The sequence below is a fragment of the Chitinophaga sp. W2I13 genome, assembly GCF_050434005.1.
Lineage (GTDB): Bacteria > Bacteroidota > Bacteroidia > Chitinophagales > Chitinophagaceae > Chitinophaga.
The window spans coordinates 1,740,874-1,755,310 of the sequence record NZ_JBNPWD010000001.1; the positions used below are offsets into that span (position 1 = coordinate 1,740,874).

Consider the following 14,437-nt stretch of genomic DNA (forward strand, 5'->3'; position numbering starts at 1 on the left):
CCTGCTTTATTTGCTGTTTGTATTTTTTACTTTAAGATTCTTCGAGGCGCTGGATAGATTGTATTCCATCGAGCGTTTTAAGCCTGTCCACGAGCTCGTCCAGTTCTTCCTTATCGTGAACATATACTTTGATCAAACCCTCAAATAAGCCTTCTTTTGACTCAATGCTGAGGGCGGAGATATTAATCTTCAGTTCACCGGAAATAATGTTGGTGATTTTGTGGATCACCCCTACATCATCCATCCCGATAATGCGCAAGCCTGTCAGGAAGGAAATTTCACGGTTCTTCACCCATTTGGTTTTTACCACGCGGTGGCCATAATTAGCCAGCAGCTGTGCGGCATTGGGGCAGTTGGTACGGTGTATCTTCAACCCTTCGCTGGCAGTGATAAAACCAAATACGTCATCTCCCGGGATCGGGCGGCAGCAGTTCGCCAGTTTGTAGGCGATTTTATCCGAGCTTTCACCGAAAATGATCAGTTCTGCATCCTTTTTGGAAGGCAGCTGGTGTTTTACATGTTCTTCCGGTACGTGTTCCGGTACTTTCACCGGTTTTGGAGGTTCCAGTTTATCGCCCAGTACAGAAAACTGTTTGAGTTCTTTCAGATCAATGTTGCGGACCGCCACCTGGTAATATAAATCCAGCGGGGACGGTTGTTTATAGAACTGTACCAGTTCATTGATATTATGCTGACTGAAAGAAATATTCATGTGCGACAGCTTACGCTCCAGTGCGGCCTTTCCGTCCATTGCCACTTTCCGCTTTTCTTCCTTCAGCGCATCCTTGATCTTGGATTTGGCTTTGGCGGTGAGCACAAAGTTCAGCCAGTCTTCCGAAGGCTTCTGTTTATTGGAGGTAATGATTTCCACCTGGTCTCCGCTGCGCAGTTTATGGCTCAGGGGCACCAGTTTGTAATTCACTTTGGCGCCGATACATTTGTTACCCACGGCACTATGGATAGAGTATGCAAAGTCAAGCGCAGTGGAGTTTACCGGCAATATTTTCAGATCCCCTTTGGGGGTATACACATAAATTTCTTCTGTGAACAGGTTACTCTTAAAATCCGCGAGGAAGTCGAGCGTATTGGAATCGGGGTTGTTCAGGATTTCCCGGATCTGGGTGAACCACTGATCAAATTTAGATTCCTGCTGGGCGGAGGCATTGCTGCCTTCCTTGTACCGCCAGTGTGCGGCCACCCCTTTTTCCGCATAGTCGTTCATGCGTTTGGAGCGGATCTGCACTTCCACCCATTTACCACTGGGACCCATTACGGTTACGTGCAACGCCTCGTACCCATTGGATTTGGGGTTGCTGAGCCAGTCGCGGGTTCTTTCCGGGCTTGGGTGGTAAAAGTCGGTAATAATGGAATACACCTTCCAGCAATCTGCCTTTTCCTTATCTATCGCGGAATCCAGGATGATACGGATGGCAAAAAGGTCATATACTTCTTCAAAGGCAACACCTTTTGTTTTGATCTTGTTATGGATGGAATGAATGGATTTCGGGCGGCCATAAATCTCGAATTCAAATCCTTCCTCCTGCAGCACCTCTTTGATTGGCTTGATAAACTCGTTGATATAACGGGTGCGTTCGCGTTTGGTTTCTTTGAGACGCTTGGCTATTTCACGGTAGGTTTGCTGCTCCGTGTATTTCATGGCCAGGTCTTCCATTTCGGATTTAATATTGTATAACCCAAGACGGTGGGCCAGCGGCGCATAAATGAACACGGTTTCAGAAGCTATTTTCAGCTGCTTTTCGCGGCTCATGCTGTCGAGCGTACGCATATTGTGCAGCCTGTCTGCCAGCTTGATCAGGATCACCCTGGGGTCATCTGCCAGCGTCAGTAATATTTTCTTGAAGTTTTCTGCCTGTGCGGTGCTGGTACTGGAGTCTATTACGGTAGATATTTTTGTGAGACCATCTACAATGTGAGCGATCTCATTCCCGAACTCGCGGGACACATCTTCCAGTGTTACTTCGGTATCTTCCACGGTATCGTGGAGCAGGGCACATATGGCGGAGCGTACGCCAAGGCCTATTTCTTCCACACAGATCTGCGCTACGGCCAGCGGATGCAAGATATAAGGCTCCCCGGATTTACGCCGCATTTCCTTGTGTGCATCTGCTGCCATTTCAAAAGCAGTACGTACCAGCTCCCTGTCGCCTTTTTTCAAACGGGGCTTCAACGCCCTCAATAAAGCACGGTAATGCCGAACGATTTCCTTCTTTTCCTGCTCTTCGTCTAAATTATATTTTTGTACAACCACTGTTTCCATTACAATAAAGTTACGATTTAATATAATCTGAAAGAAAAAACAGGGTGCTGCAAAAAAACACCCACCCTTTGCCGGGATAAACCGGAAAGGGCGGGCAGGTTGATTATCAGGCGGGAAAAAAATGCTATCAGTGAAGAGGCACGGTGATCTTTACCGGCAGGATGTCTTCCGGCACATTCAGGCGGAGCCCAACGTTGTAAACGGTTTCCAGCTCTATGCGCGGCACCAGCCGGAGCAGCCTGCGTACGCGGCCGATAAATACGTCCATACTGCGACTGGCATAAAAATCTTCTTTTCCCCAAACCCGCAGCAATACTTCATCCTTTTGGACGATGATATTGGGCCGGCTGAGGAAATAACGCAGCATTTTTGCCTCGATGGGAGAAATTTTGCCTTTGGCCAGTTTGCTGCTGGTTTCGAAGATCTTGAGTTTCCGGTAATGGAAGGTGTAATTCGCCACTGTGTGCCCTACCAGCAACTCTGTTCTGTTGGGACGGGTCCACTTCAGCATCACCTTCATTCTTTTTACCAGTTCCTCAAAGCTGAATGGCTTTACAAGGTAACCATCCCCTCCCAGCTGGAATCCGCTGATGCGGTCAGCTTCGTCCGTCTTTTCTCCTGTCAGGAAAAAGATCGGCGTCAGCATGGTCACATTCCGGATTTCCTTCGCCAGTTCAAATCCGCTCATTTTCGGAAGAACGATGTCGATAAGACAGATATCATATTTGGACCTTGAGTAAAGGTTCCAGGCATCTACGCCGTCGAAGCAATGTTCCACACTGTAGCCGGCCTGCTCCAGGTGCTGTTTGACGATACCGCCGAATGCCTTGTCATCGTCAACAAGCAAGACTTTTGGATTTCTGTTCATATAGCTACCATTTGTGATCAGTTCGACTATAAAACAAAAAAGAGATGTCCGCGGGTAAGCGTCCATCTCTTTTTTTTATTTATCAACACTAGTTCACATTAATTCACACTACAATCACAGTTTTTCCACAGCCGGTATTTTGATAGCTATAGCATGCTGAAATCCTTTATCACGGATAGATGCAGGGATCTGCACTTCCACTCCTGCTGCCGTAGTTTTCCACACCAGCTTATTATTGGTCCCCAGCACCTGTAAACGGCCGCCTTTAACCGGTGTTAATCCTTTAAATGAAATTACTGCGGGCAGTTTCTCATTTTGATCCAGGAGATAGATCGCATATACGCTGCCGTCTTTTTTACGGGTGAAACACACTTTCCCGTCCTTGTAAGGCGCTACCGCCCGGGTGCCGTAAATAGCGTCCCCGTTGATATGGATCCACTCGCCAATATGCTTCATGGTAGTATATGCATCGTTATGCAGCTCGCCATCAGGACCAGGCGCCACATTCAGCAGGTAGTTACCACCTTTGGCTACAATGTCCACCAGGTTGTGGATCAGTACATTCACGGACTTGTATTTATCGTCCGGCACATAAGACCAGGAGCTGCCCATTGTCATGCAGGTTTCCCACGGGTAGCTGAGCGGCTTGTCGGGGATCTGCTGTTCAGGAGTACGGTAATTTTCGTACGGGCCATGCACACTTCGATCCACTACAATCAGGCCGGGCTGATGGCTGCGGGCCATGGTGGCAATTTTGCCCATGTCTATATCCTGGTCCTGCGGAGCCGTTTGGCTCCAGGAAAGCGATTCCTTGGTTTGCTGCTTCAGCGGGCGCACCCAGCCGCCATCTAACCAGAGGATATCCAGTTTACCATAGCCGGTCATCAGTTCTTCAATCTGGTTATAGGTGTATTGCTTGAACTGGTTCCATCTTTCCGGGTATTTCTTCAGGTCATAATTCGGATTGCGGTCCTTTGGCGGGAAGTAGCTCCACCAGTAGTATTCAGTGTGCCAGTCGGGCTTGGAAAAGTAAGCCCCTGCGTGAATACCTTCCTCACGGAAAGCCTGGAATACTTCCTTCGCCAGGTTGGCGCGGGGGTTCTTGCTAAAAGCGCCGTCCGCAGCGGTTATTTTATAATCGGTTTGTTTGGTATCAAACATACAGAAGCCATCGTGGTGCTTAGTGGTAAACACCAGATACTTCATCCCTGCGTCCTTTGCGGCTTTTGCCCATTTTTCGGGGTTGAAGTGAACCGGGTTAAAGGTTTTCCCCAATGCCTCGTACTTTTTCAGGTAATCGTAATAAGGAATGCCTGCCGGCTTACGCTGTGTCCAGCCTTCATCTTCCGGGCAAATGCTCCAGGATTCCACCACACCCCATTGTGAATAAGGTCCCCAGTGCATGATCATCCCAAATTTCCAGTCCTGCCACTCATCCAGCTTCTTCACCACCGCCTGGTCTGTTTCAGGCACATAAGGCGGTTCTTCATTCTGTGCGTGCAGACTATTAAAGCCCAGCAACGCAAATCCCAATAAAACCAGGTATTTCTTTTTCATTGTCAGTTTTTATAAGACGATACTAAAGTAGTTACTTTCAAAGCCTGGTGAATAAGTTCGGGCAGTTGTCCTGTCCGCAACCGGATGGTCCGGGTTTCTCCCGGCAACAAATCAAAGTAATTATCTTCAAAATGATCGGTTGCAGTGGCATTGTCAAGCGACAGGTAAACATTTCTTGCCAGCTTATCCGTTTTCAGGCGGATATAAACAACGCCGTTATCTTTGGACACCTTGCTGGTTACCACATCCAGGTGCGGCACTTCCAGGTTCATATCTTTCGCTGGAGCAAAGTAAAAGATATTCCGCTCCATATCCTTACTGTCTATTCGCAGTTGCGCATAGAATATTACCCTTGCCGGGTTATTTCCCTGTAAAATAGCGGCGGTATCTATGCTGTGTAGTTTTTCGCTGGTATTTCCTTTTACAGCGATATCCGTTAATTCCTTTTGCCAGATCACCTTGCCATTCAGGTCCACGGCCTTCATCAATAAATCAGCTTTGCCTTCGTATTCGTCTGTTACGAGGTAGGTACACAGCTGTCCGTTTTCAATGACGCTGGATACCAGTCGCGGCTTGAACGCATCTTTTACATAATACTGCAATGCTTTCCAGCGGCCATCGTAATCCCTGCCCGACCAGGAAGCTCCCGGCCAGCAATCATTCAGCTGCCAGTACAGGGTGCCCATGCAATAAGGCATAGCCCTTCGATGGGCTTCTATGGCTACTTTCATGCCCTCTGCCTGTAAAACCTGGCTGAGGTAAACAAAGGAGGGAAAGTCTTTCGGCTCGCGGTAGTAATGCAGCATATACGTTTTGATAGCCGTATTTCCTTTCGCAGGACTTTTCTGGTGGGCCTGCATTACATTAGAGAAGATATCGTAATCCTCTTTCGCGGCAAATGTGCGGATCGTTTCCATAGATGGGAAGGACTGGAAACCATATTCACTCATGAAGCGTGGTATATGTGTATTGAATGCTTCAAACCATTCCATGCCATGCCATACGCCCCAGTAGTGATTGTCTCCTTTGGTAAAATCTTCCGGCTTGCCCCAGTTGCTGATGGGCGAAGAGTGGAAATAAAAAGCGCCCGGCTGATAAGCCGCTACCTGTTGTGGCAGCACTTCTTTAAACAGTTTATCATATCCCTGCTGCAAACTTTCCCACTGCGTATTCGTATAGGCGTAACCGCTTTGCCAGCCCCAGTTTTTGATAGCTACGGCCACTTCGTTATTGCCGCACCATAGCGCCAGCGAAGGATGATTGCGCAAACGTTTAATATTATCCACGGCTTCCTGCTTTACATTTTCCAGGAACGCCTGATCGGAAGGATAAAGGGTACAGGCAAACATAAAATCCTGCCAAACCAGTATCCCGTGCTGATCTGCCAGTTTGTAAAAATTATCATCTTCATAAATACCTCCGCCCCATACGCGCACCATATTGAAGTTGGAGCTTACCATATCCTGAAACAGTTTTTCCTGTTTTTCTTTCGACACACGCGGCAGAAAATTATCCTGGGGAATATAGTTGGCGCCTTTCATAAACACCGGGCGGCCGTTTACTTTTACATAAAACGACTCCCCGAGGCTGTCTGGTTTATTCACTACTTCGATGGTACGTAGCCCCACCCTGGCGCTTTGCGCAGCCAGTACTTTTTTATTGCTGAGCAGATTTGCCTGCAATTCATAAAGGAACGGCGTGCCAATACCGGCAGGCCACCACAGCACCGGTTTGGGTATGGAGAAAGGTACTTTTATTACGTTTATCCCCGCTTGCAGGCTTACCGGCAATTTTGCCAGTTCACGCATAGCTTTCCCTGGCAGCACCTGCAAGGTATAATCGCCTGCGGCAGCGGCTTCAATGGTTATTTCCGCCTGCATGTCTGCCTTCGCGGAATCCAGCTGCAGCTGTTGCCAGTACACATCGCGGATCACTGCTTTATTCCAGCTCCGCAATACAATTGGGCGGTAGATCCCGGAGGTAACCAGCCGTGGTCCCCAGTCCCAGCCATAGTGATACGGCGCTTTACGTGCATAAATACTTAACGGCATATCGCTGGCATCATTACCAGCGGGATAGATGATGCTGTCCTGCAAAAATTTGGGCATGTCTGTTTTGATGGGACTTTTAAACAGGATGCGCAATTCGTTGTCACCCGCTACCAGCCATTCTTTCACACTTACCGTATGCGAAACAAACATGTTGGCCGATTGCAAAATTAAATGGTTATTGAGATATACATCTGCATAGGTATCCAAACCTTTAAACTCCAGTTCTATCACCTCCGCATTCAGCTCCTGCTTTTTGATATGCCATCTTTTCCGGTATTGCCAGTCTTTCTTATCTACCCACTGCACGGCCTTTTCATTGGTTCCCACAAAAGGGTCGGGGATTAAATGCTGTGCCAGCAAATCGGTGTGAACCGTGCCGGGTACGGTAGCCGACCGCCAGATGCCTTCATCGGCGCGGGAAAATTCCCAACCGGTGAGCATAGGGTTATTTTGTGCTATTCCATTGGTAAACAGGGTAAAAAACAGTCCCACTGTTAACAGTAAATATTTCATGTCCTATTTTTTCAGAAGAACCAAAAATAGCACTGATTTACGATCTTTGGGAGATGAAAAGTATCTGGCAACAAATATTGAGGTATCTGTATATAGGCAAGAAGGATCCCAATGCACCAAAAACACGTTATGTGGCTATGATGCATGGGATGAACAGAATTTCACTGTTACTTTTTATCATCGCTATTATTATCATGGTGATCAAGCTGATCAGGCGGCACTAAGCGATAGCGTATTCGTAGATCACTTCTGCAGCGCGGCGGGAAGCATCCTTTTCTCCCAGCTTATGCCACAATTCTGCATAGTCTTTCATGACGCGGCTTCTGGCAGCTTCATCATTCAACAGCGCATTTAATTCCTTTAACAGGTTTTCTTCTGTGAGGTCGTGCTGAATTAATTCTTTTACCACCAGTTTGTCCATCACCAGGTTTACCAGGGAGATATATTTTACTTTGATGAGGTGTTTGGCGAAGAAGTACGAAATAGGATTTCCTTTATAGCATACTACTTCCGGCACGCCGAACAAAGCTGTTTCCAGCGTGGCAGTTCCGGAAGTTACCAGTGCGGCTTTTGCCTGGCGCAATAACTTATAGGTTTGTCCTTTTACCATGGACACGTTGGGATGCTGACCGGTGAGACTTTCCAGGAAATGGTCGTCCAGGCTGGGCGCCTGTGCCACTACAAACTGGTATTGCGGAAAGTGCTTTGCCATGGTGAGCATAATCGGCAGCTTTACGCTGACTTCCTGTTTACGGCTGCCCGGCAATACGGCGATCACGGGTTTATCTGATAACGGCGCATCTGCGGGCTGTTCCCTGGCAGCTTTGATTACTTCCACCAGCGGATGCCCTACGTATTCCGTTACATAATTCCATTTATTGTAAAAGTCAGGTTCAAACGGGAGGATGCACAGCATTTTATCTACATACTGCCTGAGTTTTTTTACCCTGTTCTCTTTCCAGGCCCATACCTGCGGGGAAATATAATACACTATTTTAAATCCCTGTTGTTTGCCCCATTCGGCGATGCGCATGTTAAACCCGGGATAATCCACCAGCACCAGCACATCTGGTTTAAAGGCAGCGATATCTTTTTTACAAAGTTCTATGTTCTTTAAAATGGTGCGCAGGTTCATCACCACTTCCACAAAACCCATGAAGGCCAGTTCTTTGTAATGCTTTACCACATGGGCGCCGGCAGCTTCCATCAGGTCGCCTCCCCAGCTACGTATATCCGCAGACGTATCTAATTGCCGTAATTGTTTTACAAGATTGCTGCCATGCAAATCACCTGACGCTTCTCCTGCAATAATGTAATATTTCAATATTCTTTGATTAAAAATTATCTGATCAGTTTGAGTAACAATATGCCGATAGCATACAGCATGGTCATCAGGAAAATACCTTTGGCTGTAATATCCAGCCGTTTTCTTGTATACAGGAAAAATACCAGTCCGTTTAATAACAGGCAGATGCTGGTGAGCTTCGGAATCATCTGTTTATTATCTTTCAGAATACCGAGAAACTGTCCCAGTCCCACGTTATTATGCGGTTTGATAACAAAAAAGTAATACAGGAAAAACGCAAGCAGGGGTGTTAAAAACCCCAGTAAAATCCCTAACGGAAGATTGTCTTTTTTTAACATACTGTAATTATGATGGCGATATAACGAATGTTTACAGGTCTTTCCAATCTTCTTCCAGCTTCTTTTTCAATGAATAGTTCGTCAGGTCAAACTGCACTGGTACCATAGAGGCGTAATTATTTTCCAGTGCCCACACATCTGTATCCTGTCCGGTATCGCGGTTTTTAAATTCTCCTGTCAGCCAGTAATATTTTTTACCGTGCGGGTCGCGGCGTTCATCAAATTCTTCCACCCATTTTGCGTCTGCCTGCCGGCTGATCTTCAGTCCTTTGAAATCCTTTTCACTCACTATCGGGATGTTCACATTGAACAGGGTGCCTGGTGGCAGATCGGATTCCAGCATTCTTTTGGTGACACTGTGCGCTACTTTTTTGGGCAGCGAAAAATCAGCATCATAGCTGTATTCCAGGAACGAGAAGCCAACGGAAGGAATGCCTTCAATGGCCGCTTCCATTGCGGCAGACATTGTACCGGAATAAATCACGTTGATAGAGTGATTGGCGCCGTGGTTAATGCCGCTCACGCAGATGTCCGGTTTGCCATGCAGGATTTTGTCGCGGGCCAGCTTTACACAGTCGACCGGCGTGCCGGAGCACTGCCATGCCTCTATTCCTTCAAAGATATCCACCTTTTCCAAACGCAAAGGAACGCCGATGGTAATGGCGTGTCCTTTACCCGACTGCGGACTATCCGGCGCTACCACCACCACTTTGCCCAAAGGTTTCACTGCTTCTATCAGCGCCCGGATGCCCGGCGCCGTGATGCCGTCATCGTTTGTTACCAGTATAACCCGCTCTTGTTTTGCCATAATTCACCTTTTTTCTTTGCTCAACAAATTTAAGCTCTCTGCCAAACATTTCGCTTTAAAAGAATGTGAAATATATGGATATTTCTACAGATCGGATTTTAATATTTTCCTGAAAACCAGGTAGATGCCCAATGCGATATAGGCTATCATGGCGGTTACATACACGTACGCTTCGTACTGATCGCCGGTGGATACCATTTTGCCCACCAGTGGAAACGGCAGCAGCTCGTCGCCGCTCTGGAGCGGCAGCAGGCCGCCAACGGGGCCGGCATTTCTTTTAACAATAAAAGACAACAGCTGATCCAGCATCATATTATACGCCACAAAAAGCACAATGGCCAGTCCCGCCCGTTTCACCAACACGCTGATCAGCAGGGCGATGGTCAGCATCACATTAAATTGCAGGAAGTAATACAGCATGTAATGGTATCCATCCAGGCTGAAGGGCTTGTTGCCATAAATGATTCCCACCAGGGCGCCGCTGATAGTAGCCACCACTAGTGTGAGCAGGGAAATAGCCACCAGCCAGAATAACTTTGCGTATACAAACTGGCTTCTTTCCCAGCCGTCGATTACGTTCTGGCGGTTGGTGCGATACGTATATTCATTGGTTACCAGGATGATCAGGAGCAGTCCGAATAATGCGGAGATATAACTGTTGAGCGAAGCCATGGTTAACCACACTTCCGGGAAGCTGAAGGGATTGCCAAGCATTTTGCTTATCTGTTCCAGGTTTCCGCTGAGTTTGTCGGCTACCATGAAATTGCCGGCGGGGATAATCACCAGTGCCAGCAGCAGCATTACCCAAAAGGTGCGGTAGTTCCTTACTTTCAGCCATTCGGTATAGATGATCTGTTTCATGATGCGGCGATGTTAGTGATTTCCAGGAATGCAGTTTCGAGACTTTTCTTGCGGAGTTGCAGGTAGCTGAGCCAGATGCCCTGTTGGGCGCAGTAGCTGTTGATGGCTGCGGCATCTGGGGATTCAGCGAAGGAAGCCCTGACAATGTTGCCCTGTATGATGGCGCCGGTGCAACCGGGGAACCTGAGCATGGTGGCCTGCAGCTGCGCGTTATCTGCTGCCGCCAGTTCCACGAAGTCGTTCCGGCTGATGACGGTGTTTACCGGTCCTGACAGCAATAACTTCCCGCTTCTCAAAATAGCCACGTGTGTGCATACTTTTTCCACTTCATCGAGCAGGTGGCTGGCGAGGATAATGGTTTTACCGCTATCTGCCAGTTTACGCACCAGTTCGCGCACTTCCGCGATACCGGAGGGATCGAGGCCGTTGGTGGGTTCATCCAGGATGAGTACATCGGGGTCACCGAGTAAAACAGCGGCAATGGCCAGCCGTTGTTTCATACCGAGTGAATACGTTTTAAAGGCCGAGTGCTGGCGGAGTGTAAGACCGCAGATCTCCAGTACCCTGGCAATATCGTCTTTCCCGCGCTGTTTGATAGCAGCGGAGATTTCCAGGTTTTTATACGCGCTGAGATAGTGATAGAAGTTGGGCGTTTCCAGCAACGTTCCTATTTGCCGGCGTTCTGCGGCGGAAGGCGCTTTATCAAAAAGGGTGAAGCTACCGGTATCTGCTTTGAGCACATCAGTAACAATGCCCAGCAGGGTTGTTTTGCCGCTGCCGTTTGGGCCCAGTACGCCGAACACGCTACCAGCCGGCACATCGAAGGATACACCGGACAATGCCTGCACCGTTCCGTATCGTTTGGAAATGTTTTGTAAGGATAGAATTGGCACGGGAGTAAATCTAAAAGATGAAAATAAAAAGGGAAATGCAGCGAATGATCTTATGGCTAATCTTCACTACATTTCCCATACATTAAAATAACAGTTTCTAATTTCGTACGGGTTTGCCCGTTTTAATCACGCTTTGTAAGCGTTCCAGCGTTTTGCGTTCACCGCATAAACTCAGGAAGGCTTCCCTTTCGAGATCCAGCAGGTATTGTTCGCTTACAAAAGAGGCTTCTGTAAGATCGCCGCCGCACATCACATAAGCGAGTTTATTTGCAACTTTCTGATCATGTTCTGAAATATAATTACCAAACTTCATGGCGTATACACCTGCCAGTAAGGCTCCCAGAGCGCCGCGGCCCATTACTTTGATGTCTGTTCTTTCCACGGGGCGGGTATAGCCTTCGTCGGCCAGTGCAATTACGCTGCGTTTGGCATCGGCAATAAGGCGGCTGAGGTTCATGGTAATTTCATCGTGTCCTTTCTTTAGCACGCCCATATCAAATCCTTCAAAACCGGAGGTGGCTACTTTAGCGGTGGCTACGGTCATGAAGTAATCCTTCAGGGGTTCTTCCTCGATGCGGCCTTCCTTGTATTCCAGGCTGGCGCGGAGCGCCATTTCTTTGGTACCTCCGCCGCCGGGGATGAGGCCTACGCCCAGTTCCACCAGGCCGATATACGTTTCGGCTGCCGCCTGTACTTTATCGGCGTGCAGGCACATTTCGCAGCCACCACCTAAGGTGAGGGCATGTGGGGCCACCACTACAGGTACCGATGAATAGCGCAGGCGCATGGTGCTGCGCTGGAAGAGGCGCACTGCCATGTCCAGCTCATCAAACTCCTGTTCTGCTGCGAGCATGAAGATCATGCCCACGTTGGCGCCGGCAGAGAAATTGGTGCCTTCGTTGCCTACTACCAATCCGCGGAAATCCTTTTCGGCGCGGTCTATGGCCTTATTCAATCCTTCCAGCACTTCCCCGCCAATGGTATTCATTTTTGTTTTCCAGTCGAAACAAACCACGCCATCGCCGATATCAATCAGGTTGCAGGCGCTGTTTTTCCAGACTACATTATTGGAGAAGTTTTCCAGGATAATGAATTGTCCTTCTCCCGGTAATGGTTTGTAGGTTTGGGTAGCTACGTCGTAATATAATTTCTTGCCGTTGTCTACTTTGTAGAAGCTGGTGATTCCTTTCGCCAGCATATCTTTTACCCATTGGGCAACGGTGAGTCCTTTTTCTTCGATGAGTTTTACGGATGCTTCCACGCCGAGCAGGTCCCAGGTTTCGAAGGGGCCGATTTCCCAGCCGAAGCCGGCTTTCATGGCGTCGTCTACTTTATACAGGTCGTCCGCTATTTCGGGAATGCGGTGCGACACGTAGGAGAACAGGAATGCGTGGAACTGTTTGTAGAAGTCGCCGGCCTTGTCGGAAGCTCCTGCCAGCACTTTGATGCGTTGTTTCAGGTCTTCGATGGGTTTGGCTGCGTCGATACTGGAAAACTTAGCTCTTTGCTTTGGTCCGTATTCCATTGACTGGAGGTTCAGCGTAAGGATTTCCTTACTGCCGCCGTCTCCTTTTGTTTTCTTGTAGAAACCCTGCCCTGTTTTATCGCCCAGCCAGTTGTTTTCCACTACTTTCTGGAGGAAGGGAGGTATTTTAAAGATGCCGATGGCTTCATCCTGTGGGCAGTTTTCCATAACGCCTTTGGCTACTTTCACCAGGGTATCTATCCCTACCACATCGGCGGTACGGAAGGTAGCTGATTTAGGGCGGCCGATGACAGGGCCGGTGAGTGCATCAATTTCGTCGATGCCGAGGCCCATTTCCTGCATGATGTGAAAGATGGCCATGATAGAGAACACGCCTACCCTGTTGGCAATAAATGCCGGGGTATCTTTACACAGTACGGTTGTTTTACCGAGGAAAAGATCGCCGTAGTGCATGAGAAAATCTATGACAGCGGGATCGGTATGTGGTGTTGGAATTATTTCGAGTAAACGGAGATAGCGGGGCGGGTTAAAGAAGTGGGTACCGCAGAAGTGTTTCTGAAAATCTTCGCTGCGGCCTTCTGTCATGAGGTGGATCGGGATGCCGGAGGTGTTGGAGGTGATGAGGGTACCAGGTTTCCGGAACTGCTCCACCTGGGTAAACACGCTTTTCTTCACATCCAGGTTTTCCACAACTACTTCAATGATCCAGTCAACATCCGCGAGGCGTTTCATATCATCGGTGAAGTTGCCTGTTTTAATGCGTTTGATCACATCTTTGGTAAAAACGGGCGACGGGTTGGATTTTATGGCGGCCTGCAGGGCATCATTCACAATCCGGTTCTTCACAGCGGGACTATCCAGTGGCAGATTCTTTTTCTTTTCTGCCTCGTTCAGTTCCTTTGGCGCTATGTCCAGCAGTAAAACCTGTACGCCTATTCCTGCAAAATGGCAGGCAATCCTTGATCCCATTACCCCAGAGCCTAAAACGGCTACTTTGTTGATGTGTCTCATTGCTTTGGCTTTTGGCTGTCAGCTTTTTATTCATTACGCGGAGCTTCCAGCATTTGTAACTTAAATTTACCGATCCTTGAATTTAGCATTTTTTGGAGTTCCATCATCAGGGGGCACCCGATTTCTGTAAAATTTGCGGATCGGAGCGTAGTTTGTCTTTCTCAGGATTAAACTTATTACACTGATTACGCTGATTTGATCACTTTTGATTTTAAAAGATTCAGGGAGATATAAGCGAAAGTATCCGGTTAGGGGATTTGACCTCCTTTGATTTTAAAAGATTCAGGGAGACATAAGCGGATATTTTCGCTTATATCTCCCTGAATCTTTTAAAATCAAAAGTGATCAAATCAGCGTAATCAGTGTAATAAGTTTAATCCTGAGAAAGACAAACTACGCTCCGATCCGCAAATTATACCGGCTTTATGAAGGCTTCGCCATTACTTCGTATTCGCTTTGCACCTGCT

The 14,437-nt window shown here is 47.9% G+C and carries 11 protein-coding genes; 1 reads left to right on the top strand and 10 read right to left on the bottom strand.

Annotation, left to right across the window (positions count from 1 at the left end; all coding sequences use genetic code 11):
* Positions 1–31: 31 nt before the first annotated feature.
* From QFZ48_RS06975 to QFZ48_RS06990, 4 genes are all read right to left on the bottom strand, one after another.
* Positions 32–2,278: a RelA/SpoT family protein gene (locus tag QFZ48_RS06975; RefSeq protein WP_370909259.1), complete on the bottom strand. Its 2,247-nt coding sequence runs from the start codon at positions 2,276–2,278 to the stop codon at positions 32–34.
* Between the two features lie 127 nt (positions 2,279–2,405).
* A complete protein-coding gene (locus tag QFZ48_RS06980) occupies positions 2,406–3,146 on the bottom strand; it encodes a response regulator transcription factor (protein WP_370909258.1) in 741 nt (246 codons plus the stop codon).
* A 114-nt stretch (positions 3,147–3,260) separates the two neighbouring features.
* On the bottom strand, positions 3,261–4,703 hold the full coding sequence (locus tag QFZ48_RS06985) for an alpha-L-fucosidase (protein WP_429061709.1): 1,443 nt from the start codon (positions 4,701–4,703) through the stop codon (positions 3,261–3,263).
* Positions 4,704–4,705: 2 nt separating this feature from the next.
* Positions 4,706–7,267: a beta-mannosidase gene (locus QFZ48_RS06990; RefSeq protein WP_429061711.1), complete on the bottom strand. Its 2,562-nt coding sequence runs from the start codon at positions 7,265–7,267 to the stop codon at positions 4,706–4,708.
* A 53-nt stretch (positions 7,268–7,320) separates the two neighbouring features.
* Here QFZ48_RS06990 and QFZ48_RS06995 point away from each other — a divergent pair, with 53 nt between their 5' ends.
* Entirely contained in the window at positions 7,321–7,491 is a 171-nt protein-coding gene (locus QFZ48_RS06995; protein WP_370909255.1) for a DUF6728 family protein, read from the top strand.
* Here QFZ48_RS06995 and lpxB read toward each other — a convergent pair.
* The 6 genes from lpxB to QFZ48_RS07025 form a co-directional block, all read right to left on the bottom strand.
* Positions 7,488–8,591, bottom strand: coding sequence for a lipid-A-disaccharide synthase (lpxB, locus tag QFZ48_RS07000; protein WP_370909254.1), 1,104 nt, complete (start codon positions 8,589–8,591; stop codon positions 7,488–7,490). The two genes, QFZ48_RS06995 and lpxB, sit on opposite strands and share 4 nt — an antisense overlap.
* Before the next feature lie 17 nt (positions 8,592–8,608).
* Positions 8,609–8,911, bottom strand: a complete 303-nt coding sequence (locus QFZ48_RS07005) for a hypothetical protein (protein ID WP_370909253.1) — start codon at positions 8,909–8,911, stop codon at positions 8,609–8,611.
* 31 nt (positions 8,912–8,942) lie between these two features.
* Positions 8,943–9,719 carry a 5'/3'-nucleotidase SurE gene (gene surE / locus QFZ48_RS07010; protein ID WP_370909252.1) on the bottom strand — a complete coding sequence of 259 codons (777 nt, stop codon included), beginning with the start codon at positions 9,717–9,719 and terminating at the stop codon, positions 8,943–8,945.
* Between the two features lie 84 nt (positions 9,720–9,803).
* A complete protein-coding gene (locus QFZ48_RS07015; RefSeq protein ID WP_429044691.1) occupies positions 9,804–10,580 on the bottom strand; it encodes an ABC transporter permease in 777 nt (258 codons plus the stop codon).
* Positions 10,577–11,473 carry an ABC transporter ATP-binding protein gene (locus tag QFZ48_RS07020; RefSeq protein ID WP_370909250.1) on the bottom strand — a complete coding sequence of 299 codons (897 nt, stop codon included), beginning with the start codon at positions 11,471–11,473 and terminating at the stop codon, positions 10,577–10,579. The genes QFZ48_RS07015 and QFZ48_RS07020 overlap by 4 nt, the downstream gene beginning before the upstream one ends.
* A 97-nt stretch (positions 11,474–11,570) precedes the next feature.
* Positions 11,571–13,970 carry a 3-hydroxyacyl-CoA dehydrogenase/enoyl-CoA hydratase family protein gene (locus QFZ48_RS07025; RefSeq protein ID WP_429061713.1) on the bottom strand — a complete coding sequence of 800 codons (2,400 nt, stop codon included), beginning with the start codon at positions 13,968–13,970 and terminating at the stop codon, positions 11,571–11,573.
* Positions 13,971–14,437 lie beyond the last annotated feature (467 nt).

Bases quoted from the DNA above. Each gene is read 5' to 3' on its own strand.
- QFZ48_RS06995 (WP_370909255.1), top strand. From the start codon at position 7,321: ATGAAAAGTATCTGGCAACAAATATTGAGGTATCTGTATATAGGCAAG.
- QFZ48_RS07025 (WP_429061713.1), bottom strand. From the start codon at position 13,970: ATGAGACACATCAACAAAGTAGCCGTTTTAGGCTCTGGGGTAATGGGA.
- QFZ48_RS06990 (WP_429061711.1), bottom strand. From the start codon at position 7,267: ATGAAATATTTACTGTTAACAGTGGGACTGTTTTTTACCCTGTTTACC.
- surE (WP_370909252.1), bottom strand. From the start codon at position 9,719: ATGGCAAAACAAGAGCGGGTTATACTGGTAACAAACGATGACGGCATC.
- QFZ48_RS07005 (WP_370909253.1), bottom strand. From the start codon at position 8,911: ATGTTAAAAAAAGACAATCTTCCGTTAGGGATTTTACTGGGGTTTTTA.
- QFZ48_RS06975 (WP_370909259.1), bottom strand. From the start codon at position 2,278: ATGGAAACAGTGGTTGTACAAAAATATAATTTAGACGAAGAGCAGGAA.
- QFZ48_RS06985 (WP_429061709.1), bottom strand. From the start codon at position 4,703: ATGAAAAAGAAATACCTGGTTTTATTGGGATTTGCGTTGCTGGGCTTT.
- QFZ48_RS06980 (WP_370909258.1), bottom strand. From the start codon at position 3,146: ATGAACAGAAATCCAAAAGTCTTGCTTGTTGACGATGACAAGGCATTC.
- QFZ48_RS07015 (WP_429044691.1), bottom strand. From the start codon at position 10,580: ATGAAACAGATCATCTATACCGAATGGCTGAAAGTAAGGAACTACCGC.